Source organism: Streptomyces sp. NPDC000941, from assembly GCF_053599555.1.
The window spans coordinates 30,863-53,552 of record NZ_JBSFMM010000058.1; the positions used below are offsets into that span (position 1 = coordinate 30,863).

General features: G+C 71.3%; 19 protein-coding genes. 12 read left to right on the forward strand and 7 right to left on the reverse strand.

The window, feature by feature from the left end:
* The first annotated feature begins 107 nt into the window (after positions 1-107).
* Together ACWDSL_RS20350 and ACWDSL_RS20355 are read left to right on the forward strand one after the other, a co-directional pair.
* A complete protein-coding gene (locus ACWDSL_RS20350) occupies positions 108-1,964 on the forward strand; it encodes a non-ribosomal peptide synthetase (protein ID WP_450487248.1) in 1,857 nt (618 codons plus the stop codon).
* Positions 1,961-2,698: a thioesterase II family protein gene (locus ACWDSL_RS20355; RefSeq protein WP_450487250.1), complete on the forward strand. Its 738-nt coding sequence runs from the start codon at positions 1,961-1,963 to the stop codon at positions 2,696-2,698. The genes ACWDSL_RS20350 and ACWDSL_RS20355 overlap by 4 nt, the downstream gene beginning before the upstream one ends.
* Positions 2,699-2,715: 17 nt before the next feature.
* On the opposite strand, the gene ACWDSL_RS20360 is transcribed toward ACWDSL_RS20355, so the two are convergent.
* Positions 2,716-3,267 (reverse strand): GNAT family N-acetyltransferase, encoded by a 552-nt coding sequence (locus ACWDSL_RS20360; RefSeq protein WP_450487252.1) that lies wholly within the window; start codon positions 3,265-3,267, stop codon positions 2,716-2,718.
* Positions 3,268-3,319: 52 nt separating this feature from the next.
* Here ACWDSL_RS20360 and ACWDSL_RS20365 point away from each other — a divergent pair, with 52 nt between their 5' ends.
* Both ACWDSL_RS20365 and ACWDSL_RS20370 read left to right on the forward strand, forming a co-directional pair.
* Positions 3,320-3,910, forward strand: coding sequence for a TetR/AcrR family transcriptional regulator (locus ACWDSL_RS20365; protein WP_450487254.1), 591 nt, complete (start codon positions 3,320-3,322; stop codon positions 3,908-3,910).
* Positions 3,911-4,081: 171 nt separating this feature from the next.
* The gene (locus ACWDSL_RS20370) at positions 4,082-4,621 is read left to right on the forward strand and encodes an ABC transporter permease (protein WP_450487256.1); all 540 of its coding nucleotides are present in this window, start codon (positions 4,082-4,084) and stop codon (positions 4,619-4,621) included.
* Here the strand turns inward: ACWDSL_RS20370 and ACWDSL_RS20375 are convergent.
* Together ACWDSL_RS20375 and ACWDSL_RS20380 are read right to left on the reverse strand one after the other, a co-directional pair.
* Positions 4,539-5,732, reverse strand: a complete 1,194-nt coding sequence (locus ACWDSL_RS20375; protein WP_450487258.1) for a M20 family metallopeptidase — start codon at positions 5,730-5,732, stop codon at positions 4,539-4,541. The two genes, ACWDSL_RS20370 and ACWDSL_RS20375, sit on opposite strands and share 83 nt — an antisense overlap.
* A gap of 97 nt (positions 5,733-5,829) precedes the next feature.
* Positions 5,830-7,383 (reverse strand): AbgT family transporter, encoded by a 1,554-nt coding sequence (locus tag ACWDSL_RS20380; RefSeq protein ID WP_450487260.1) that lies wholly within the window; start codon positions 7,381-7,383, stop codon positions 5,830-5,832.
* Positions 7,384-7,510: 127 nt separating this feature from the next.
* Between ACWDSL_RS20380 and ACWDSL_RS20385 the strand changes: the two genes are divergently transcribed.
* Positions 7,511-8,536, forward strand: coding sequence for an AsnC family transcriptional regulator (locus ACWDSL_RS20385; protein WP_450487262.1), 1,026 nt, complete (start codon positions 7,511-7,513; stop codon positions 8,534-8,536).
* Between the two features lie 60 nt (positions 8,537-8,596).
* Here ACWDSL_RS20385 and ACWDSL_RS20390 read toward each other — a convergent pair whose 3' ends face one another.
* Positions 8,597-9,118 carry a MarR family winged helix-turn-helix transcriptional regulator gene (locus tag ACWDSL_RS20390; protein ID WP_450487264.1) on the reverse strand — a complete coding sequence of 174 codons (522 nt, stop codon included), beginning with the start codon at positions 9,116-9,118 and terminating at the stop codon, positions 8,597-8,599.
* Between the two features lie 293 nt (positions 9,119-9,411).
* On the opposite strand from ACWDSL_RS20390, the gene ACWDSL_RS20395 reads away from it, so the two are divergent.
* On the forward strand, positions 9,412-10,908 hold the full coding sequence (locus ACWDSL_RS20395; protein ID WP_450487266.1) for an MFS transporter: 1,497 nt from the start codon (positions 9,412-9,414) through the stop codon (positions 10,906-10,908).
* Between the two features lie 54 nt (positions 10,909-10,962).
* Here ACWDSL_RS20395 and ACWDSL_RS20400 read toward each other — a convergent pair whose 3' ends face one another.
* Positions 10,963-12,039: a hypothetical protein gene (locus ACWDSL_RS20400; RefSeq protein ID WP_450487268.1), complete on the reverse strand. Its 1,077-nt coding sequence runs from the start codon at positions 12,037-12,039 to the stop codon at positions 10,963-10,965.
* 301 nt (positions 12,040-12,340) lie between these two features.
* Between ACWDSL_RS20400 and ACWDSL_RS20405 the strand changes: the two genes are divergently transcribed.
* Genes ACWDSL_RS20405 through ACWDSL_RS20420 form a run of 4 tightly spaced genes read left to right on the forward strand, consistent with a single transcriptional unit; the run spans position 12,341 to position 17,738 of the window.
* Positions 12,341-14,530, forward strand: a complete 2,190-nt coding sequence (locus ACWDSL_RS20405) for a HAMP domain-containing protein (protein ID WP_450487285.1) — start codon at positions 12,341-12,343, stop codon at positions 14,528-14,530.
* Positions 14,531-14,536: 6 nt separating this feature from the next.
* Positions 14,537-16,171: a poly-gamma-glutamate synthase PgsB gene (pgsB, locus tag ACWDSL_RS20410; RefSeq protein ID WP_450487270.1), complete on the forward strand. Its 1,635-nt coding sequence runs from the start codon at positions 14,537-14,539 to the stop codon at positions 16,169-16,171.
* Positions 16,168-16,650 (forward strand): poly-gamma-glutamate biosynthesis protein PgsC/CapC, encoded by a 483-nt coding sequence (locus ACWDSL_RS20415; protein WP_353592193.1) that lies wholly within the window; start codon positions 16,168-16,170, stop codon positions 16,648-16,650. Before pgsB ends, ACWDSL_RS20415 begins: the two co-directional genes overlap by 4 nt.
* 20 nt (positions 16,651-16,670) lie before the next feature.
* Positions 16,671-17,738, forward strand: coding sequence for an NlpC/P60 family protein (locus tag ACWDSL_RS20420; RefSeq protein WP_450487272.1), 1,068 nt, complete (start codon positions 16,671-16,673; stop codon positions 17,736-17,738).
* A 43-nt stretch (positions 17,739-17,781) separates the two neighbouring features.
* Here the strand turns inward: ACWDSL_RS20420 and ACWDSL_RS20425 are convergent, their stop codons facing one another.
* Positions 17,782-20,007: a hypothetical protein gene (locus tag ACWDSL_RS20425; protein ID WP_450487274.1), complete on the reverse strand. Its 2,226-nt coding sequence runs from the start codon at positions 20,005-20,007 to the stop codon at positions 17,782-17,784.
* Positions 20,008-20,138: 131 nt separating this feature from the next.
* Between ACWDSL_RS20425 and ACWDSL_RS20430 the strand changes: the two genes are divergently transcribed.
* The gene (locus tag ACWDSL_RS20430) at positions 20,139-20,474 is read left to right on the forward strand and encodes a YnfA family protein (RefSeq protein WP_450487276.1); all 336 of its coding nucleotides are present in this window, start codon (positions 20,139-20,141) and stop codon (positions 20,472-20,474) included.
* Positions 20,475-20,478: 4 nt separating this feature from the next.
* Here the strand turns inward: ACWDSL_RS20430 and ACWDSL_RS20435 are convergent, their stop codons facing one another.
* Complete coding sequence (locus ACWDSL_RS20435) at positions 20,479-21,678, reverse strand: hypothetical protein (protein ID WP_450487278.1); 1,200 nt, start codon at positions 21,676-21,678, stop codon at positions 20,479-20,481.
* Positions 21,679-21,886: 208 nt separating this feature from the next.
* Here ACWDSL_RS20435 and ACWDSL_RS20440 point away from each other — a divergent pair, with 208 nt between their 5' ends.
* The gene (locus ACWDSL_RS20440) at positions 21,887-22,642 is read left to right on the forward strand and encodes an SDR family NAD(P)-dependent oxidoreductase (RefSeq protein ID WP_450487279.1); all 756 of its coding nucleotides are present in this window, start codon (positions 21,887-21,889) and stop codon (positions 22,640-22,642) included.
* The last annotated feature ends 48 nt before the right edge of the window (positions 22,643-22,690 follow it).

Genomic DNA, 22,690 nt, shown 5'->3' on the forward strand with positions numbered 1-22,690 from the left:
CCTCTCCGTCCAGACCGAAAGACAGTGACGGAGCGATACCGGAGTGGACGGCCTCGGTAACCGGCGAACCACTGCCCGAAGACGCGTTCGTTCCCGCGCACGAAGCAGTGGCCCGCCTGGCCGCCGACCGTCCCACGGCGGTCGCCGTGCGCTGCGGCGATATCGCCGTCACCTACGGTGAGTTGATCTCCTGGTCCCGGCAGTTGTCCCACCGCCTCGCCGCGGCCGGGGTGGGCGCCGGTGACCGGGTCGCCCTCCTCGCCGAGCCCTCCGCCGCGATGATCGCGTCCGTGCTCGGCGTCCTCGGCGCGGGGGCCGCCTATGTGCCCGTCGATCTCGCCCAGCCGGACGCCCGGGTCGCCACGATCCTCCACGACGCGCGGGTGGCAGCCGTCGTGACGACGGCACACACACGGCATCGGGCGCCCGGTTCCCACCTGCCCGTCGTGACGGTCTCGGACGTCCCCGGCGAGGAGCCGGACGCCGCGGCCTCCGGCTCCTTCGCCGCCGCGGCCGGCCCGGCGGATCCGGCGTATCTCATCTACACCTCGGGCAGTACGGGCGAGCCCAAGGGCGTCATCGTCGAGCACCGCAATCTCGCCGCTTCGACCCGGGCCCGCCTCATGGTCTACCCGGACCCGGAGACCCCGACCTTCCTCCTGGTGTCACCGCTGGCCTTCGACTCGTCGGTCGCCGGGATCTGGGGGACGCTCCAGGCGGGCGGCTGCCTGGTCGTGGCGTCCGCGGACGAACTGCGCGACGCCGACCGGCTGGTCTCCCTCGTCAGCCGCCACCGCGTGACCCGTACGCTGTGCGTGCCCACCCTGTACGGGCTGCTGCTCGACGCCGCCGAACGCGCCGGGACAGCTCCGCTGGCCTCCCTGCGGCAGGTGATCGTGGCGGGCGAGGCCCTGCCGCAGCCACTGGTCGACCGGCACTTCGCGGTCCACTCCGCTGCGGCCCACTCCTCCGTGGCCGACCTGGTCAACGAGTACGGCCCGACCGAGACCACCGTATGGGCCACCTTCCACCGCTTCACCGGCGTCGAACCGGTCAGCATCGGCGGCCCGGTCCCAGGCGCCCGGCTCTACGTCCTCGACGACGAGCTCCAGCCCGTACCGCCGGGCGCGGAGGGCGAGTTGTTCATCAGCGGCGCCGGGGTCACACGCGGCTACTTCGGCCGTCCGGAGGCCACGGCGGCGGTCTTCCTCGACGACCCCTTCGCCGCCGGGCCCGGCGCGCGCATGTACCGGACCGGTGACCTCGTGTGCCGGAACACGGACGGCCGGCTGGACTTCATCGGCCGCAAGGACGACCAGGTCAAGGTCCGCGGCCACCGCGTGGAACTCGGTGCGGTCGAGTCGTCTCTGCGCCCGCTGGAAGGAGTCCAGGAGGCGGTCGTGCTGCCCGACGCGCAGGGAACGGGGCTGATCGGCTTCGTCGCCTCGCGGGAGGGTGTGGACCCGGTCGCGCTGCGCCGTGCCCTCGCGGAGCAGCTGCCCCCCGCGATGGTGCCCGGCGAGCTGCGGGTCCTGCCGGAACTGCCGCGCAACCTCAACGGCAAACTCGACCGCGCACGCTTGCGGACGCTCGCCGCGGAACCGCCCGCCGCCCGCCCGTCGGCCGCGCCCCTCAGCGACGATCCGCTCACCGCCCAGGTGGCCGCCGCCTGGACGGACGTGCTCGGTGTGGCCACGGTGCCGCTGGACGTCAACTTCTTCGATTTCGGCGGCAATTCGCTGGCCATGTTCAAGTTGCAGGACGCGCTGGAGAAGCACTGCGGACTGCGGCCGTCGGTCGTCTCCCTGTTCCAGGAAACCACCGTGACAGCACAGGCCACGCTCATCCGCGCCAGTCGCGAGCACGGGGAGGACACCGCGCCGTCCTCCTCGGCCGAGGCCGCCCGCAAGGCCCGTACGGCCAGGCTCCGTCAGCAGCGCGCACGGAAGGGGATCCGCCCATGACGTCGTACACCTCGCGCTGGCTGGTGCGCGACACGGCCCGGCCCGAAGCGCGGATACGTCTGGTGTGCTTCGCGCACCTCGGGGGGTCGGCCGCCTTCTTCCGCTCCTGGGGTCAGTCGCTGACCGAGGTGGAGGTGCACGCCGTCCAGTACCCGGGGCGCGCCGACCGGCTCGACGAGGACCCCCCGCACGACCTCGTCCAGCTCGCCGCCGACATCGCCGACGCGCTCGAACCGCTGGCGGATCTCCCCCTCGCCTTCTTCGGCCACAGCATGGGCGCTCCCGTGGCCCTGGAGACGGCCCGCGCGCTGCAGGGCCGGGGCATCCACATCGAGCGCCTGTTCGCTTCGGGCTCCCGTGACGCCCCGCTGCCCACCGGCCTCGTCGCCGACGAAGACCCCGACCGGCTGCTCGAGGACCTGGTCAGGATGGGCGGCACCGACGCGGAGATGGCGGCCGACCCGATCTTCCAGGAGCTGGTCATTCCGTATCTGATCGCCGACAGCCGCATGATCCACCGCTACACCATGGCGCCCGAGCCGTTGCTCACCTGCCCGGTCACCACCATCGTCGGCGACCAGGACGACGACGCGGACCTCCGCCCATGGAGCGCGCTGAGCACGCTGCCCGTCCAGGAGGTCGGCGTTCCAGGGAACCACTTCTACCTCATCGCCGACCCGCCGTACTCCCTGCTGCGGGAAACCCTCTCCGCCCCGCGCCCCGGCTCCCGCTGAGCCGCCGCCGGTCGGCCTCACCGGTTCAGGGCTCGCCATTCGGGAGCGAGGACCGCCCAGATCTGCTTGTCGTAGCGCACACCCTCGTACGGCCATGCCTCGCGTCGCACGCCCTCCAGCGTCATGCCGAGCCGCTTGGCCACCGCCGAGCTTCGGTCGTTGTCGGCCCGGCAGTGCCACTCGGCCCGGTGCAGCCCCCGGGAGGTGAACGCCCAGTCCACCAAGGCGCCGCACGCCTGCGTGACCAGCCCGTGGCCCTCGGCGGACGGCTCCAGCCAGCAGCCGATCTCGCACCCACCGAAAGCGGCATCGAAAACGGTGAACATCACGCCGCCGGCCAGCGCGCCGTCCCGCCAGATGCCGTACATCCGGGCGCCGTCGTCGGCCTGGGCCTTGGCGTACCGCTTGAGCGTGGCCCGCGCACCGTCCACGTCGTCGGTGACGAACGTGGGCCCGACCCAGGGGCGAATGTGCTCGCGAGCCCGGTCCAGATGGTCGGCGAACTCCTCGGCATGCCAGACCTCCAGCGGACCGAGGCGAGCACCGTCGCCAAGCGGCAGCGAGAACATGAGCGGCCTCCTCATTCACATAACAAGTGTTACGGCAATGTACCGTGGCGGCATGCCACGCACCAAGGGAGACCACGAGGCCCGCCGACGCGACGTCTCCGAAGCCGTCTGGAAAGTGATGGCCACACGCGGCTTCGCCGGCCTGACCCTGCGCGCCGTCGCCGCCGAACTCGGTGCGACCACCGGCCTGCTCACGCACTACTTCCCCACCAAACACGCCTTGGTGGAGTACGCGCTCGACCTGCTCGAAGAGCGCACCGTCTCGCGCCCCCGCCGCCCGGCGGGCAAAGGTCTGGCCGCCCTCAGGGCCGCACTGCTCGACATCCTGCCGCTGACTCCCGCGGCCACCGACAGCAACCGCATCTGGGTCTCCTCCTGGGACGCCGCGCTCTCCGACCCCGCCCTGAGCACCGACTACGCCCGCAAGTACGCCCAAAGCCGCGACAGGCTGAGCGAGCGGGTGGCCGCAGCCCAAGAGCTCGGCGAACTGCCCCCGGGCGACCCCGCGCACATCGCGGCCGGCGCCTCGTCCTTCATCCTCGGCCTGGTGGTCCAGGCCCTGTTCGACCCGGCGGCGTTCCCGCCACAGCGGCAAGTCGAGCTCCTAGACGACTACCTGGCAAACCTGAGCGCCCGCCCGTAGATGGCATGAGCGTTCACAGCGGCGACGGAGCGGTGGACTTCCCAGTGGCGACCACGCTCACCCCGCCGATTCCGCGGCCGGGGCGAACGATTCCGCGGTCGGTACGAAGGCGGGCAGCGCCGCCTCGACGCTGAACCCGCCGTCGGAGCAGGGTCCGGCGCGCAGTGTGCCGTGCACGTCCTGCTCATCACGGCGGTCGGCACGCTCTACGGCGTACCGCTGCCCGCCGCCCCGCAGTGGCCCGCGCTCGCGGTGTCCCTGGTGCTCGGCGCGGCAGCTTTCTGCACCCTCGGAGTCGCGGTGGCCTCGCTGGTCCGCAACGCGGAGGCGGCGCCGTCGGTCGTGCAGTTCGTGCTGTTCCCGCTCGTGTTCATCTCGGGCACGTATATGCCGATCCACTCCGCCCTGCTGAACGGCATCGCCGGTGCGCTGCCGGTCAAGCCGTTCAACGACGCACTGCTCCGCGCCTTCACCACGGACCACACCGGCCTCCCCTGGCGGCCCTACGGCGTCCTGCTGCTGTGGGGGGGGTGGCCGGTGCGGCGGTGGCCGTCCGGCGGTTCCGCTGGGATCCGCGTGCGGAGTGATTGTGCCTTTCAGGGAACCCCGCACGCGTTGTCGGGCGCGCTCAGCCCCGCCGCGGCCGCGCCAGCCGTCCCAGCAGCCCTGCGACCAGCGCCGTCTGGGCGGGCACGGTGTCGGGGTAGATGAATTCGCCCTGGGCGTGGGCGCCGTCTCCGACCGCGCCCATGCCGCACAGCACCGGCAGTCCGAGGGCGGAGACGAAGTTGGCGTCGCTGGCACCGCCGACCGCGGTGTCGGACAGTTCGCGGCCCTGTGCGCGGGCGACCTCACGGGCGAGGTCGAGGAGCGGGGCGGAGGCGGTGTTGAGGGTCATCGGCGGCCGGTTCCAGTCCCGGACGATCTCGATGTTCACGCGGGGGTCGCCGACCTCGATGGCGTCGAACTCGGCGTCGACGCGGTCCTGTTCCTCCTGGGTGGTCACCCGGATGTCGATGCCCGCGGTGGCCCGGCCGGCGACGACATTGGTGGCGCTGCCGCCCTTGATGAGCCCGGTGTTGACCGTCGTACCCCGCTCGGGGGCGGCCACGGCCGCGGCGGCGAGGACGAACTCGGACAGCGCGGTGATCGCGCTCGCCCCGTCCTGGGGCGCGAGCCCGGCGTGCGCCTCGACGCCGGTGGCGATGACCTGGAAGATCCCGGAACCCTTGCGGGCGGTCTTGACCGCGCCGTGCGCGGTGGGCTCCAGCACCAGCGTCACATCGGCCTTCCACGCGACCTCCTCGATCACCGGACGGGAGGAGAGGGAGCCGATCTCCTCGTCGCCGTTGAAGAGGAACGTGACGGTGGGGACGGGCACACCGCTCTCCCGGGCGAGCTTCAGGGCCCAGATGCCTTGGGCCAGCCCCGTCTTCATGTCGAAGATGCCGGGCCCGCTGAGCTTCTCCCGACCGTCCCCGTCGCCGTCCGGCTCCGGCTGCTTCCATCCGGCGAGCGTGCCGGTCGGCCATACGGTGTCGTAGTGGCCGACGAGCGCGACGTGCCCGGGGCCGGCGCCGGTGCCGTTGTAGGTCAGGGTGAGGGTGTCTCCGCACTCACCGCCGGGGTAGCGGTGTTCGTGGTCGGGCTGCCCGAGCCGGCGGATGGTCAGTTCGCGCAGGACGTCCAGACCCGCCGCGAGGCCGGGGAGGTCGTAGCTGCTGGTCTCCTGGTGGACGAGGGTCAGGATGTCGGTGACGATCTCCGACGAGACCTCCTGGGCCCGGGCGGTGAGGGCGGCGGCAGCGTGCGATGCGGTCATGATCGGCTTTCTCGTATCTCTCGTACGACGGTGTGGGGGGTGGCGTTGTCGGTCGATGGGCGGACGTTGTCGGGCGTTGTTGGTTAAGGGGCTGGGGTCAGCTGACGCCGAAGGGCAGGCCCAGCAGGTACCAGGCCACGAAGAACGCGACCCAGGCGACCCATACGACCGCGGCGATCGGGATGGTGAAGGAGGCCAGGGTGCCGATGCCGGCGGACTTGCGGTGCTGCTGGATGAAACCGAGGGCCATCGCGAAGTACGGGCTCATCGGGGTGACGCAGTTGGTGACCGAGTCGGCGACGCGGTAGACAGCCTGGGTCGTCTCGGGCTCGATCCCGACGAGCATCAGCATGGGTACGAGGACGGGGGCGGCCAGGGCCCACAGTGCGGAGCCGCTGGTGATGACGAGGTTCATGAAGGTGATCAGCACGGCGATGCCGACCAGCACGGTCCAGCCGCTCAGATCCAGGTCCTTCAGCATCTCCGCGCCCTTGATGGCGAGGATGTTGCCGATGTTCGTCCACTTGAAATACGCGAGGAACTGGGAGATCGCGAAGAACAGGACGAGGATCGGGGCGTAGCTGCGGGTGCCCTCGACCAGCGCGTCGACGATGTCGCGGGCGGCGCGGAAAGTGCCGGTCATCCGGCCGTAGACCCAGCCGAGCAGGGAGAAGAACACGCACAGCACCAGCGACATGCCCGTGATCACCGGGGATTCGATGAGGGTGCCGCCGGGGCCGCGCAGCGGTGAGGACGCCGGGATCATGGCCACCGCCAGGACCGCGACGAAGCCCAGCGCGACCAGCCCGGTCGCCCGCAGCGCACGGCGCTGCTCCGGGGCGACCTCGATCGCCTTCAGCTCGGCGGCGCTCAGGGCGCTGACCGGCTCGTCGGAGTCCAGGTCCGAGCGCTTGGCGATGACCTTGTCGACGACGAGTGTGATCACCAGGGCGACCAGGACCGAGGAGGCGAGCGCGAAGAAGTAGTTCGCGACCGGGGTGACGGTGTAGTGCGGGTCGATGGTGTGGGCGGCGGCGGTGGAAATCGATGACAGGAGGACATCGGTGGTGGTGAGGGACGGCGAGGCGTCGTAGCCCGCGGAGATGGAGACGTACGCGACGATGCAGCCGAGCACCGGGCTGCGGCCCGCCGCGCGGTAGATGAGCGCCCCGAGCGGGATGAGGGTGACGTATGCGGCGTCGCCCGCGACATGAGCGACCATCGCCGTCATCGACAGCGCGAAGGTCAGGTACTTGCCGGGCACCCGGGCGACCATGCGGCGCAGCAGGGTCGTGAACAGCCCGCTCGCCTCGGCGACGGCGATGCCGAAGCCCACGATGAGGATCGTGCCGAGCGGCGGGAAGGTCGCGAAGTTGTCGACGGCCCCCTCGACCATCGTCGTGACCCCTGCCTTGCTCAGCAGACTCTGCACCTTGATGGTCTCGTGCGTCCCGGGGTGCGCGGCGCTGACATCGGCCGCCGCCAGCACGGCGCTGAGGACGGCGACGACCCCCGCGAGGATCCAGAACAGCCAGAAGGGGTTGGGCAGTTTGTTGCCGACCTTCTCGATGGCCGCGAAACCGCGGAACGCGGCGCGCAGGACTCTCGAGGGGGGCTCGGTCGGCTGGGGTTCGGTCGCGGTGGCACTCATGGGTACCTCTTTGTGCGATTCGGGGACGTTCCAGCGAATCATGACAGCGAGGTGAGAGATTCTCTATCCCCAGGATGTAACGTTGGGATTAATCGGCACCCTCAGGGGCGCCCTAAGGTGGGGAAACATGACTCGCCCTCTGCTCGACGAGCTCGACCGGCGCCTCATCGGGGCACTGCACCTGGCGCCCCGGGCCACCTGGGACGACATCGGCGCGATCCTGTCCGCCGACGCCAGCACCCTCAAGCGCCGCTTCGACCGGCTGCACGAGGCCCGGATGGTCCGCGTGATCGGGCAGGCCGACTGGGGCATGCACTCCACGGCGATGCCGGTCCACGTACTCCTGGACATCACCGGCGAGACCCCGCTCGCCGTCCTCGACCGGCTCCGCACACTCCCCCATCTGCAGCTCCTGGCGCAGATCTCCGGGGACTACCCGCTCTACGCCGTCGTCCACGCCCCTTCCGAGGCGGCCACCAGCGAGGCGATCGACCGGATGTTCTCGGTCTCCGGCGTCCGGCGGGTCAACGCCCTGCCCGCGCTCAGCACCCTGCGCCGGGGCATCACCTGGGACCCGCAGTTCCTGACCGACACCGAACGGGCCGAACTGCTGAAGCTGACCGGCGCCCGGCCGGAAGGCACGGCGACCGCGACACCCCCCGCAAAACTCCTCAGCGAGGCCGAACGCACCGTCGTCGCCCAGCTGATGCGGGACAGCCGGGCATCCTCCGCGAGCATCGCCCGGGCCGCGGGCCTCGCCCCCTCAACCGCGCACCGCGTCGTACGCCGGGTGCTCGACGAGTGCTGGGTCAAGCCGCGCCTGGAGGTCGTATCGGAATGGCTCGGCTTCCAGACCCCGTTCATACTGCGCCTGCGGGTCGCCCCCGGCGAGACCCCCGAGGTCATGCACCGCATCGACCAGCTCCCCCAGACCCGGCTCGCCGCCCACGTCGCCAGCGACATGTCCGTCCTGTGCACCGGCCTGGTCACCGACCGCTCGGCCCTGGCGGCCTTCATCGACAACGAACTGGCCAAGATCTCCGGCATCCTCGCCGTCAGCGTCGATGTCATGCTGGCCGAGCCTCGGCGCTACTGGCTGGACCGGGACCGGACCTCGGGACTCGGGGAGTTCCACGCACCGGCACTGCTGTGAATCACCGGGCTCACCGGCCCCTCCGGGCCCTCCCGGCTCCCCGGGCGCCGCGCGGCAGAGTCAGGCCGAGGGCGGGATGTCGACGTCCGACTCGGCGTGCATGACGAAGTCGTCGGCCAGCCGGCGGAAGAGCCCGGCGAGCTGCCCCAGGTCGTCGGGCGACCATTCCGCCAGCGCTATCGCCATGCCCCGGCGGCTGGCCTCCCGGATGCGCTCGACCGCGGCCAGCCCGGCGTCGGTGAGCTGGACGCGCTGGGCGCGTCGGTCGTCCGGATCCGGGATACGGATCACATAGCCGGCCCGCTCCAACTGCCCCAGCTGCCGGGTGACATGGGACGCCTCCACGGACAGCCGGACCGCCAGCACCCCCGGGCGCAGCGGCTCGCTCTCGGCGATGAACCGCAGGATCGCCACGGCGGCCCGGTCCAGGGACAGTCCGGCCAGGGCCATCAGCCGCTCATGCTGCCGGGCCCGGCCGGCCAGGTAGGTGATGCGCGTCAGGGCGCGCTCGATCGCGATCACGTCCGTCGAGACGGGTTCACCCGCGGATGACGGTGATGGCGGCGATGGCGGTGTGGACATGCGGCCACCGTAACAGCTAATTGCCTAAGTCAAGTAAAGTCCAAAAGGTTGCTTGACTCAAGTAACCCCTTCATGCTTGCCTGAGTCAAGCAAGTCAGCCCACGGCATCCATCCCGACAGGGCGCCGTGGGCACCCGGACCGGGGCCACCGAGAGCGGAGAGGGTCCCGATACGCGCCGAACCCGTGGGGACGGGGATCGGCGCGATCCCCGGGCCCGGCGGCCGGGACCCCTGCCCGCCGCCGGGCCCGGCGACACCGTCGCCCCCTGACCCCTTCGAAAGAGAGCCCCGCCATGTCCGACGCCCTCACCCGACCCGCCGCCGGGGGTTCCGCCCCGCCGAGGCCGAACGCCGTGGTGGCGGTGCTGGCCCTCGCCGGGATCGTGGTCTCGCTGATGCAGACCCTGGTGATCCCGATCGTCCCCGAGCTGCCGAAGTACCTCGACGCCTCGCCGTCGAACGCCGCCTGGGCGGTCACCGCCACGCTGCTCGCCGCCGCCGTCGCCACACCGGTCGTCGGCCGCCTCGGCGATATGTTCGGCAAGCGCCGCATGCTGCTGCTCAGCCTGGTGCTGCTGGTGTCCGGATCGGTCGTCTGCGCGCTGAGCGAGTCCCTGGTCCCGATGATCGTCGGGCGCACCCTGCAAGGCCTGGCGGCCGCCGTCGTGCCGCTCGGCATCAGCATCATGCGCGACGAGCTGCCGCCCGAGCGGCTGGCCGGCTCCACCGCGCTGATGAGCGCTTCCCTCGGCGTCGGCGGCGCCCTCGGCCTGCCCACCGCCGCGTTCATCGCCGACCGCTACGACTGGCACGTCCTGTTCTGGGCCTCGGCCGCCCTCGCGGCCGCCGCCCTCGCGGCCGTCGCGACGGTCGTACCCGAGTCGAAGGTGCGTACCGGCGGCCGGTTCGACCTGGTCGGCTCGCTCGGCCTGTCGGCCGGTCTGGTGTCCCTGCTGCTGGCCGTCTCCAAGGGCGCCGACTGGGGCTGGACCAGCGCCACCACCCTCGGCCTGTTCGCCGCCGCCGTCGTCGTGCTGCTCTCTTGGGGAGCGTACGAGCTCCGCGCCCGGCAGCCGCTGGTCGATCTGCGCACCACCGCCCGCCGCCAGGTCCTCTTCACCAACCTCGCCTCGGTCGCGCTCGGGTTCTCGATGTTCGCGATGTCCCTGGTCCTGCCGCAGCTGCTCCAGCTGCCCGAGCAGACCGGCTACGGCCTCGGCAAGTCCATGCTCACCGTCGGCCTGGTGCTGGCCCCGCAGGGCCTGGTCATGATGGCCATGTCCGCTGTGTCTGCGGGCATCACCAAGGCCAAGGGGCCGAAGGTGACGCTGATGATCGGCGCGCTGATCGTGGCCTCCGGCTACGGGCTGAACATCGTGCTGATGTCCGAGGTCTGGCACCTGGTCCTGGTGTCCTGCATCATCGGCGGCGGCGTCGGCTTCACGTACGGTGCGCTGCCCGCCCTGATCATGGGCGCCGTCCCGGCTTCCGAGACCGCGGCCGCCAACAGCCTCAACGCCCTGATGCGCTCCCTGGGCACCTCGTTCGCCAGCGCCGTCTCCGGCGTCATCCTGGCCCAGATGACCACCGACTTCCACGGCCACGCCCTGACCTCCGAGAACGGCTTCAAGGTGGTCATGGCCATCGGCGCCGGTGCCGCCCTCCTCGCCTTCGCTCTCGCCACCTTCCTGCCGCGCCGGAAGGCAGCCGACGCGCAGGGCGCGCCCGCGGCGGCGGGGCCGGACGAGTCGGCTGACGAGTCGGCGGAGGCATTGGGGACGGCGTCGTAACGCCCGTCCGCACAGCGCAGCCCGCATAGCGCAGCCCCACCCGGGCGCGGCCGGTCAGCCGGTCGCGCCCGGGTGGGGTGTCCGCTTCGCCCAGCGGGCGGTCACCACGTTCACCGCCGCGACGGCCCGGGCGGCCTCGCGGCGGTCGGTGCGGATCGCGTTGGCGAATTCGATGTGCAGGAAGGTGCTGTCCTGGGCCGCCGCGGCGCGGCCCTGTTCGTTGGTGCGGCCCTCCAGGGGGCAGGAGCGGACCCAGGCGCGGCAGACCTCGAAGTCCCGGGCGCGCAGGGCGTTCGCGAGGGTACGGGCGTCGGCGCGGCTTTCGCGGGTGGCGCGGCCGGTCGAGGCGATGACGTCGTAGTCGGGGGCCGAATCGTCGGCGAAGCCGTGGATCTGGACGCCGGGGAGTCCGCGCTCGGCGAGTTCGGCGCAGACCGCGGCGAAGACGGTGTAGCGCCGGTGCGCCACGTCGGCCGCGTCTCCCACGCCCGCGTCGCGGTGGGCGCCCGCGAGCACGAGCACGCCGCCGGGGCTGCCGCGCAGGACGCCGACGCCCAGCTGTTCGGTACGGGCGTCCGCCACCGGGTGCGGAATCTGGACGGACCAGCGCGCGGGGGCCGAGAGATCGATGTAGACGCGCCCCCAGCCGCGCGGCGTGGGGCCGGCGTCGGTGCGGTCGGCGATCTCGGCGTAGCGCCGGCCGGTGGCGCTGTCGGTGATCGTGCGGAGGTCGAAGTCCAGGGCGTCGAGGCGGGCCACGGCCTGTTCGCGGTGGCCGTCCAGCAGCAGCCCTACGGCGCGGGCGACGGCCTGCCGGTCGGCGCGCCTGGGCTCCAGATAGCCGGTGTCCGCGCCGAACCGGGCGGTGTAGTCGGTGATCCGGCGCTCCAGGTCGATGCCCGCTGTAGGGGTGGAGTTTCCCTCCTCGCCACTTTCGGCGCGTATGACGAGGACGGCCGTCAGCAGGGCGGCCACGGCGGTGAGCGCCGCGGCGCCGAGGACGAGGGGGTTCTTCCGAGCGGCGACGGAGAGAGTCCGAAGGACGCTCTTCCGAACGACGGAGGAGGCCTTCCGGGCGGCGTGGGTGGTCTTACGGGGGCGGTCGGCTCTCATGCTGGAGTCGGCTCTCATGATGAAACGGACGATAGCGGCGCAACCGGTTCCGGCCGCCGGTCCGCGGCGATCACGATCGAGCGATCTGACTCACATTTTCATCGCCTCATGCAACCCTTAGCCCCGCCCGACGATCCAAACCTCACGGGTCGCGCGTGTTTGCGCGGCCGCGCACCCTGCGGAGCCCGCGCATTCGCGCGCCCTGAGGGCCGCGCGGGCGCCCCAGGCATTTTCAGGTTTTCCCAGGTATTTCCAGAGAGGAGCCCCCGTGGCCGCTTCGGCGCCGAAGCGGCGGCGAAAGATCCGCCGACGGGCTGATATGTCGCTGATAGGCGGCATTCGTCCTCCTATAGCCGTACTCTCGGCTCTGCTCCTCTCCCTGGCGGGAATCACCGCCCTCACCTTCGGTAAAACCGAGAACGTCCTCGTACCGAAGGCCGTACTGACCTCCCAGCAGCACTTCGCCGAGGACGGGGCCGTCGCACTGCGCGCCTCGCTCGACGAGTCGGTCACCGACCTCGACCGCACCGCGATCCTCTTCAGCGAGGGCAAACCCGTCTCCCCCGACGCCGTCCTCGACAAAACGGGCAGCGTCTACCAGAAGTGGAGCGGCACCGCGGTCATCGAGATCAGGTCGGGCAAGCTGCTCGCCGCCCGCGGCGAGACCGTGCCGCTCACCGTGATCGACCGCACCAAACTCTCCGGCAAGGACGGCCTGAAGCCCCGGCTGGTCCGGCTGCAGAACGGCCAGACCCGGCTGATCGCCCTCGCCCTGCTCTCCTGGAAGGGCCAGCCCCAGCAGCTCCTGATCGCCTCCAGCAATCTGAAGGTGCCCGGGATGCGGCTGAGCGAGAGCCGGGGCATCGGCGTCGTGGACTCGACCGGCACGATCCTCAGCAGCGACGGGGCCCTCGACAGCGAGCGGGCCCAGCGCGAGCTGAAGGACTTCGCCACCATCTCCGCCAAGAAGTCCCGGCAGAACCCCATCAGCTCCAAGGAGCCGGGCTCCGGCGGCTACGCGGGCGTCAGCGGCAGCTTCACCGGCGACGCCTCGGGCGACCGGCGGACCGTCGCCGGCTACGCCTCGCTCGCCGCCGCCGAGCCGGGCGAGTCCACGGTGGCCAGCGGCCTCGGGCTGAGCATCGTCACCCAGGTCGGCATCACCGAGCGCGCCTCCCAACTGGCCCGGCCGGCCTTCGGCCTGGCCGCCGCGGGCGCGCTGCTGGTCATCGGCGCCCTGGCCATCGCGGTGCTGCTCGGCACCGTCCAGCGCCCCCTGATCCGGCTGTTCCTGGAGAGCCGCCGGCTCACCCGCGGCGATCTGGCCCGCCCGGTGACCGTGCCCCGGTTCGGCGAGGCCGCCCGTATCGGCCGCGCCCTGGAGCGGCTGCGGCAGCAGCTGCACGCGGAGTCCGCCGAGGGTGCGGACGGCTCCCCCCAGGGCACGGACGGCGCGCGCGGCGGCCGGCGCCTGGGCACCCGCGCCCTGGTCGCCGTCTCCGCCGTACTGCTGCTGACCTGGTCGGTCCCGCTGACCCTGCTGCTCAACCGCCCGAGCTCCTCCGTACACATCCCGGCCCAGGTGGTCACCGACCAGAAGGCGCGCACCGAGACGATCAGCGACCGGGTGCGCCGGGCGCTCAACGAGGGCCACGCGGACCTGTCCGCCATCGCCGCCCTGATCGGCAACCGCACTTCGGCCGACGACATGACGGCCGTACTGGACCGCACCATCGAGGAACACCCGCGCTACGAGTCCGTCTACGTCGTCAGCGGCGACGGCGAGGTGCTGGCCCGGGCCGGGCACGACCCGCACCACTCCTCCGGTGAGCGCCCCGCCGACCAGCCCCTGAAGGTGTCCGGGCACGGCGGCAAGAAGCCCATCATCCGCGCCACCGCCCCCCTCCAGGGGAAGGCGGGCGCCGCTGTCGTGGGCGAGTTCGACATCGACTTCGTCAACGCGCTGCTGCGCCGCGACGGCCTCGGCCAGGTCCGGGTGGTCGACGCCAAGGGCCGGACCATCGCCGGGAACTCCGGCTACCTGGCCTTCGAGAAGATGCCCGGTCACCTCTCCCCGCTGGTCGACCGCAAGCAGGCACACGCCAAGGTCCAGCGCGGCGACGACGTACGGATCGCGGCCGCGGCCCCGATGACGGGCGGCGGCGCGGCGAAGGTCCTCGACTGGAGCGTCGTCAGCTGGCAGCCCGCGTCCCGGCTCGACATCCCCGCGTACACCCTGCAGAACCGCACCGTGCTGGTCGGGCTGCTCGGCCTCACCGCGGCGGCGGCCTGCCTGGGCTGGCTGCACATCGTGGTCGTCCGCCCGCTGCGCGCACTCGCCGACCAGGCCGAGGCGCTTGCGGACGGCGACCGGCGTACCGTCCTCTTCCCGCGCCACCACGACGAGGTCGGCGCCGTCGTCCGCAGCCTGGAGCTCATCCGGCAGCAGTTGCAGGAGCAGCAGCGCGGCGGGCGCGACGGCAGCCGGTCCCTCGCCGGAAGGAACTGAAAAACCGTGCTCTTCCTTTACACCGTGCTCATGGTGTGCAGCGCGATACTGCTGGTCGCCGGGGTCGTGGAGCAGCGGCGGCACTTCGCCAACCTGGACAACATCCCCACCCGGGTGCTGGTCAACGGCATCCGCGGCAAGTCGTCCATCACCCGGCTGTGCGCGGGCGCGCTGCGCGGCGGCGAACTGGTCACCGTCGCCAAGACCACCGGTACGGCCGCCCGGTTCATCCACCCCGACGCCACCGAGGAGCCGGTCTACCGCAAGTTCGGCATCGCCAACGTCGTCGAGCAGATCGGCATCGTTCGGCGCGCCGCCGCGTACCGCCCGGACGCGCTGGTCATCGAGTGCATGGCCGTCATGCCGGCGCTCCAGGAGATCAACCAGTCCAAGCTGATCCGCTCCACGATCGGCGTGCTGTGCAACGTCCGCGAGGACCACCTCGCCGAGATGGGCCCCACCCTGGACGATGTGGCGCGCTCGCTGTGCCGCTCCATGCCGGAGGACGGGATCTGCGTCACCGCCGAGAAGGAGCGTCTGCACATCCTCCAGGAGGAGGCCGACGCCCGGAACTGCCGGCTGATCTACGCGGACCCGGAGACGGTCAGCGATGAGGAGCTGCGCGGCTTCAGCTGGTTCACCTTCAAGGAGAACGTGGCGATCGCGCTCACCGTCGCCGAACTCCTCGGCGTGGAGCGCAAGGTGGCGCTGCAGGGCATGTACGACGCGCCGCCGGACCCCGGTGTGCTGTCGGTCGAGCGCTACCGCACCGACGAGGGCAAGCGGCTGCGCTTCGCCAACGTCTTCGCGGCCAACGACCCCGAGTCGACGCTGATGAACATCAACCAGCTGCTCGACCTCGGCGCGATCCACCGCCCGCTCAACGTGGTGATCAACTGCCGCCCCGACCGCGTCGAACGCAACGGCCAGATGGGCGAGATCATCCCCGACCTCGACCCCGAGCACGTCTTTGTGATCGGCCACCCGGCCAAGTCCGCCATCGACGCCATCCCGGCCTCGTACCGCTCGCGCGCCGTCGATCTCGGCGGCGACCGGCGCGACCCGGAGGAGTTCATGGCGCAGATGCTCGGCATACTCGGGCCCAACTCCTCGCTGGTCGCCATCGGCAACATCCACGGCCAGGGCGAACTGCTGCTCGAACATCTGGCCGAGCTCCCGGCCGACGACTCCCCCGACGAGCCGGGCGCCGGCGACGGCGTTGTTGTCCCCGAGGGCACCCGGCCGGCCGCCGCTCCCCTCGTAGCGACCGCACCGACCGTACCGGCCACGCCGGCCGCGGCGGCGCTGCCCGCCCTGCCCGCCTCGTCCGCCTCGTCCGCTCTGCCCGCCCCGCCCGAACACGTCGACACGATGCGGCTGTACGCGCCCCGTATCGACCCCTACCAGCGGTACCCGGAGGCGTACGAGACCCGGTACGGGCAGCGGCAGCCCGCGGCGCAGGACGGCCGGGACGGCCAGGACAGCCCCCGCGGCTACTTCGAGCCCCGAGTGCCGCCCCAGCCCCTCAAGGCAGACCCACCCCTCATGGCAGACCCGCCCCCCGCAGCGGACCAGCCCGCCGCGGCAGCCCAGCCCCCCGCCGAAGACCAGCAGTGGCACAGCTCAGGAGAGCCGCGTTGATCCCCTCCGTCCTCACCCCAGAGATCGCCGCGCTCGGTATCGCGCTCGGGCTCATGTTCTCGCTCGTCTGCTATCTGACGACCAACCTCTCGCCCGGCGGCATGATCACTCCGGGCTGGCTCGCGCTCACCCTCGTCGAGGACCTTCAGCGCGCCGCGATGGTCGTCGGCGTCACCGTCCTCACCTATGTGTGCGTCCTGCTGCTGCAGCGCTTTGTGATCCTGTACGGCAAGCGGCTGTTCGCGGCGGTCGTGCTCACCGGCGTACTGCTCCAGGCCACCGTGATGATCGCGCTGACCATCGAGTTCCCGCTGATGTACAGCAACCAGACGCTCGGATTCATCGTCCCCGGCCTGATCGCCTACCAGCTGGTGCGCCAGCCCAAGGGGCCCACGCTGCTGGCCACCGGGTCGGTGACGCTCGGAGCTTACGTCGTTCTCACCGCCGGGATCCTGCTCGGCGTCATGCCGTCCTCCTGACCCCACACCCGGAGCCGACCATGTCTGGCAAGAAGACCTCGAAGAAACGCGGCGCACTGCACGCCGTGACCGTGCTCGCGCTGCTCGGCGCCAGCGCCTATCTGACCGTGGAGCTGCGGAAGGAGGAGGACTCCAAAGCCCCCGCGGTGCAGAAGGTCACGGACAATCCGCAGCTGGAGAACAGCGCGGAGGACACCGGGGCCAAGACCTGGGAGCGGCTGAAGAACCCGGAGCGCACCGTGCTGCGCGGCTCCAAGGGCCAGGTGCTCGCCACCTTCACCGACGGCGCCCGCACCGCCACCCTCAAGGGCCCCAGCCGCACCTTCTCCGAACCCGCCAACACCACCTCCCGCGTGGTGACCGAGGACTGGGTGCGGCTGATGCCCGAGCCCTGGCGCAAGGGGGCGGAGAAGGAGCAGTGGTTCAAGGACTGGTTCAAGCAGAGCTACGGCAGCGAAGAGGACGACATCTTCGCGATCGCCTTCCAGTACAGCCAGGGCGCGCCGCTCAAAAAGGACGACGAGGGCATCCCGTACGCGGGTGACGCCGTCTTCGGACCGTTCAAACAGGACGGTGTGGACCGCCTGGAACAGAACGACTTCTACGACTACTTGGGCATCCCGTACACCTTCCGCGACGGCACCACGATGCCGCCGCGCAAGGAGCGCTACCGCGCGCTGGACTGCTCCGGCTTCATGCGCATGGTGTGGGGCTATCGCGCCCGCTACCCGCTGCGGGCCTCGAACACCGTCGGGGACGGGCTGCCGCGCACGGCCGACGGCATGGCCCGCTCGAAGGTGGGCGCGGACATCATCAAGCTCCAGGGCCCCTCGCCCTGGTACCAGCGCCCGGCCAACATCGATGTGCTGCAACCCGGCGATCTGCTCTTCTTCAAGATGGACCACCGCACGGGCAACCACATGGACCATGTCGCGCTGTATCTCGGCGTGGACACCGACGGCCACCGGGTGTTCATCTCCAGCCGCAAGGAGGTCAACGGACCCACGATGGGCGACAAGGGCGGCGCCTCGCGCATCGACGGCAACGGCTTCTACGCCCAGCTGCTCCGTAGCGCGAAGCGGCTCTAGACACGGATCGCCTCAACACCGGATCGCCTGAACACCGGGTCGCCTAAACACCGGGGCTGGGTTCGGACGGCTGCGTGGAGGGCCCCTCCCCGGAGGGGTCCGTGGGGCCAGTGGGGCCGGTTGGGCCAGTTGGGCCCGTGGGGCCGACGGTGGCGGTGGTGCCGCTGAGCGGCAGGGTCATCGCCACATGGCCCCAGTCGTCCAGCATGGTGACCTTCGCGCTGTACGTGGTGCCCGGCTCGGCCGAGGCGGGAGGGCTGAACACGACCTCGAAGACGCAGGGGCCGGAGGCGGACCTCGGAGGGCCCGGTTTCTGGGTGGCGGGGCATGAGGTCGCGCGGACGCGCCAGGCGGCGGAGTCGCTGACGGCGAGGGTCTTCGCGTCGTCGCACTCCCAGTAGCTGTCCCAGGTCACGCTCTTGCTGTCCTGCTCCCCCGCCGCCACCGGTCCGAAGGAACCGACGGCCAGCGGAACGGGCGGGCACTGGCCGGAGCCGTAGGTGGGCTGCCCAGTGGTGGTGACGGGGGCCGTGGTGGCCGTCGGGACGGCGGTCGTCGCGGTCGGCAGGCCGGTGGTGGAACTGGCGCTCGACGTGGGTGCGCTGGTCGGGGTCAGGGTGGGCGTCGGGTCGAAGGACGTGATGGGGGCGGTGGGGTCGGCGCGGGGGCTTTCACCGCCCGCGCTCGCGAACGCCACAAAGACGCCGCCCGCCACCAGCAGGGCCGCCGCCGTCCCGATGGCGACCGGATTCGCCGCGAGCGAGCTTAAGCCCGACTTCCCGGCCGCGGCCGAGCCATGGCCCACGGCATGGCTCACCGCCTGGCTCGCGGCGTGGCCGGAGGCGGGGCCGCCCAGATGTCCGGCCGCCGCACCTGCGCCGAAGGACAGCCCGGCCGCGACCCCGACCGCCAGCCCGAGCGCCCGTCTGCGCGCCTCTTCCTCATGGGTGAAGTACGCCAGATCGGCGGCGGCCCCCAGCGCGCGGGCCGCGCCCGCGCCAAGCCCCAGCACCTGCCGCCAGGAGCCCCAGCGCAGCGAACGGGCCAGGGCGGGAGCCGTGAAGCGGGCGAGGTCGCGAACGGCTCCATGGCCGCCCGCGAGCGCGGCCGCCTCCAGGACGCGGCGGACCACCGCGGACTCGGTAGCCAGCTCATGACGGGTGGCCCCGCGCGCCCAGCCCACCAACGCGGCGGCCAGCACGGCCGGATCCTGCGCGGGCCCGGTGCGCTCGGCGACCAACGGGGCGAGCCGCCCCGTGGCCCGGAAGCCGCCGCCCTCCGAGGAAGCCAGACGCAGCGCCTCCAACTCCGCCGCGGCGGCCCGGTCCATTCCGGCGGCGATCACGGACAGCAGCGCCGGGGACAGCGGAAGGGGCTCGACGGCGCACAGAATGCGCAGCAGCTTGCCCGCCCCATCACTGAGCCCACCCGCCACCCCGACCGCAAGAGCCCCTTCGTCCACCGCGAGCCCGGCGGAACCGGCGGCTCCCGCAGACTCCATATGCCCCGCCCCCGCGGAACGCAGGGCCGCGGCGGCCTGCAGCAGGGTCAGGGGATGGCCCCGTACGGTGGCGATCAGCTGGGCCGCCGCGGCCCGCTCATCGCCCCGCAGCGGGCGGCCCAGCTCCTCGGTGAGCAGCGCGAGCGCGGGCTGCTCCAGCAGCCCGTCCAGACGCAGGGCCCGTCCCTCCTGCCCCTCCTGCCACTCCTGGCGCTCGGCGGTGACCACCAGGACATCGCATCCGGGCGTGGCCGCCACCAGCTCCGTCAGATCCTCGGCCGAGCCTTGGAAGTCGTCGACCGCGACCAGGGCGTGGACCGACGCCATCAGCTGCTGTGTCACCGCCGGCGCGGGCTTGTAGTCGGGCGCCTCGTAGCACGCCTGGAAGAGCTCCTGGACGAGGTCGTCGACCGGCACCCCGGCCGCCGGGAGATACACGACGTCCTGGCCGCGGGCCGCGGCGTCGGCCGCGAACCGGCGCAGCAGTAGGGACTTGCCGATGCCGGGCGGACCGTAGATCTGCACCGGGTGGCCCTGCGACAGCCAGCGCCGCAGCGCCGCCAGCTCCCCCTCGCGGCCGAGCAGCTCGGGCATGCGGTACGGCAGGGCGCGCCCCGCGGGACGGGCTCGGCGGCGGGCAAAGGGCGGCGGCTCGCTCCGTACGGTCACCGAGGAGCCGCGCTCGGCATTGATCACGACATTGCGATCACCGACGACGACCTGTCCCTCGACATCGCCGTGTACGTGGACCCCGCTCCCACCGGCCATCGGGCTGCCCCTCCCCCTAGCGCCAACCCAATTCGAGTTGTAGCAGGAGAATTAGCCCGTTAGCCAGCGATATTTCTTATTGATCGATAATGACCGATCCGCCACCGGTCAACCCCCCGTACCCTTCCCCTATGCTCATCGCACGCTCCATTGCTTTGTTCTGCCTGGCCGCCCTCTTCGAAATCGGAGGTGCCTGGCTGGTCTGGCAAGGGGTGCGCGAGCACAGGGGATGGGCTTGGGTCGGCGCCGGAATCGTCGCGCTGGGCGCCTACGGGTTCGTGGCCACGCTCCAGCCGGACGCCGAGTTCGGCCGCATCCTCGCGGCGTACGGGGGCGTCTTCGTCGCCGGTTCGCTCGCCTGGGGCATGGTCGCCGACGGCTACCGGCCCGACCGATTCGATGTGGCCGGAGCGCTGCTCTGCCTGGTCGGCGTAGCTGTGATCATGTATTCGCCGCGAGGCCGGTGACGGCTTAGTCAGCCTCTCGGGTCACGCTCAGGACGCAGCCGGTGTCCGGGTCGATCAGGACCTCCCAGACCTCGTGGTCGCGCTTGACGTCGACGTCCCAGACCTGCTTCTTGGACTCCTCGTGCCGCGACTCCTTGTGCTCACGGTCCTTGTTGTGGTCCTTGCCCTTCTCGTCCTCGTCCTCGTCCTCGCCCTTGTTGTGGTCCCGGTTCTTGTGCTCCCGGTCCTTGTCCTTGCCCTTGTTGTTGTCGCCGGTCCGCAGCTGCGGGCCCTTGTGGTGGTTGTTCTTGCCCTTGCGCTCCTCGTCCTTCTTGGACTCCTCGCCCTTGTGCGCCTCGTCCTCGTCGCACTCGTCTTCCAGCTCGGCGCTGACGGCCTCGCCACCGACCTCACACTCGGCGATCTCAACGGCCTCGTCGAGCGTCACGGGGCCGCTGCGCTTCTGCTCTTCCTTGTTCTCGTCCTCCTTGTTCTCGTCCTCCTTGTTCTCCTCCTCGTGGCGGGCCTGCTTCTTCTCCCACTTCTTTTCCTGCTGCTTCTCCTCCTGCTTCTCCTCCTCCTGCTTCTCCTCCTCCTGCTTCTCCTCCTGACGCTTCTCCTCCTGACGCTTCTGGTCCTCGTGGCGGGGCTCCGTGGCGGCCTCGGACTCGGTCGCGCCGTACGGCTGCGCCATACCGGCGGTGTACTTGGCGATGGCGGCGTACGCCTGCTCGGCGCCGGGGACCGAGCGGTAGTCGTTGCCCTGGGAGCCCTCGTCGCCCTCGGCGGCGTACTGCTCGTCCACGGCCTGGTCGGCGGAGGGCTGCGCGAGGCTCCGCTCCTGGCCGCCGCCGTACTTCCCGCCGTTCTCGTGCTCACGGCCGTTGTCGTGCTCGCCGTTCTCTTCCTTGTTCTCGCGCTCGTTCTTCTTCTCGTGCTCGCGGCCGTTCTCGTGCTCGCCCTTGTTCTCGTGCTCGCCCTTGTTCTCGTGCTTGTTCTCGTGCTTGTTCTCGTGCTTGTTCTCGTGCTTGTTGTGCTGGTCCTCTTGGTCCTGCTCGCAGTTGCTGCTCATCCCGGAGTGGGGGCTGGGGGTCGCGCCGGCCGCCCAGGCAGCCGTCGGCGAACCGGCCACGAGTGCCGCGGCGGCGATGGCGCCAGCCGATACGACACCCCAACGTCGGAGGGCACGACGGTGCATCTGGGTAAATCTCTTGTGCTGGGTCATGGGCTGTATTCACTCCTTGGCACAGGGAGGCTCCGGCCCGGCGGCGCGCCGGACGCAGTGCACCCTTCCCCGGGCGTCTGGCGTCGTAGCGGATTTCGATCTTCAGTCCCCCGATTGGCGGCCAATCTGTACGTCATATCCTGCGTATGGATTACAAACACAACGCACCTATGCGGACCCCGCCCAACACGTCGCCTCAGGAGTGCCGATGACCACCCGTACCGCAGTCGTCACCGGTGCGAGCAGCGGGATCGGGGCCGCGACCGCCCGCCGCCTCGCCGCCGCCGGATTCCGTGTCGTCCTCGCCGCCCGCCGCAAGGAGCGCGTCGAAGCCCTCGCCGCCGAGCTGACCGAGGCCGGGCACGAGGCCGAGGCATACCCGCTGGATGTCACCGACCGCGCCGCCGTGGACGCCTTCGCGGCCGCCCTGGACCGCTGTGACGTACTCGTCAACAACGCGGGCGGGGCCCTCGGCACCGAACCCGTCGCGACCGCCGACCCGGCCGACTGGCGGGCGATGTACGAGGTCAATGTGGTGGGCGTGCTCAATGTCACACAGGCCCTGCTGCCCGCGCTGATCGCCTCCGGCGACGGCACCGTCGTCGTGCTGTCCTCCACGGCGGGCCATATCGCCTACGAGGGCGGCGGCGGTTACGTGGCCGCCAAGCACGGCACCCACGCCATCGCCGCCACCCTCCGCCTCGAACTGTGCGGCCACCCGGTGCGGGTGATCGAGATCGCCCCGGGCATGGTCCGCACGGACGAGTTCGCGCTGAACCGCTACCGGGGCGACGAGGACAAGGCCGCCGCGGTCTACGAGGGCGTGGCCGAGCCCCTGACCGCCGACGACGTCGCCGACACCGTCGAGTGGGCGGTCACCCGCCCCTCGCACGTCAACATCGACCTGATGGTCATCCGCCCCCGCGCCCAGGCGGCCCAGCACAAGGTGCACCGGGAGCGCTGACCCGCCCCCTCACGCGCACGACGACGGCCCGCCCCGGTGCTGCACCGG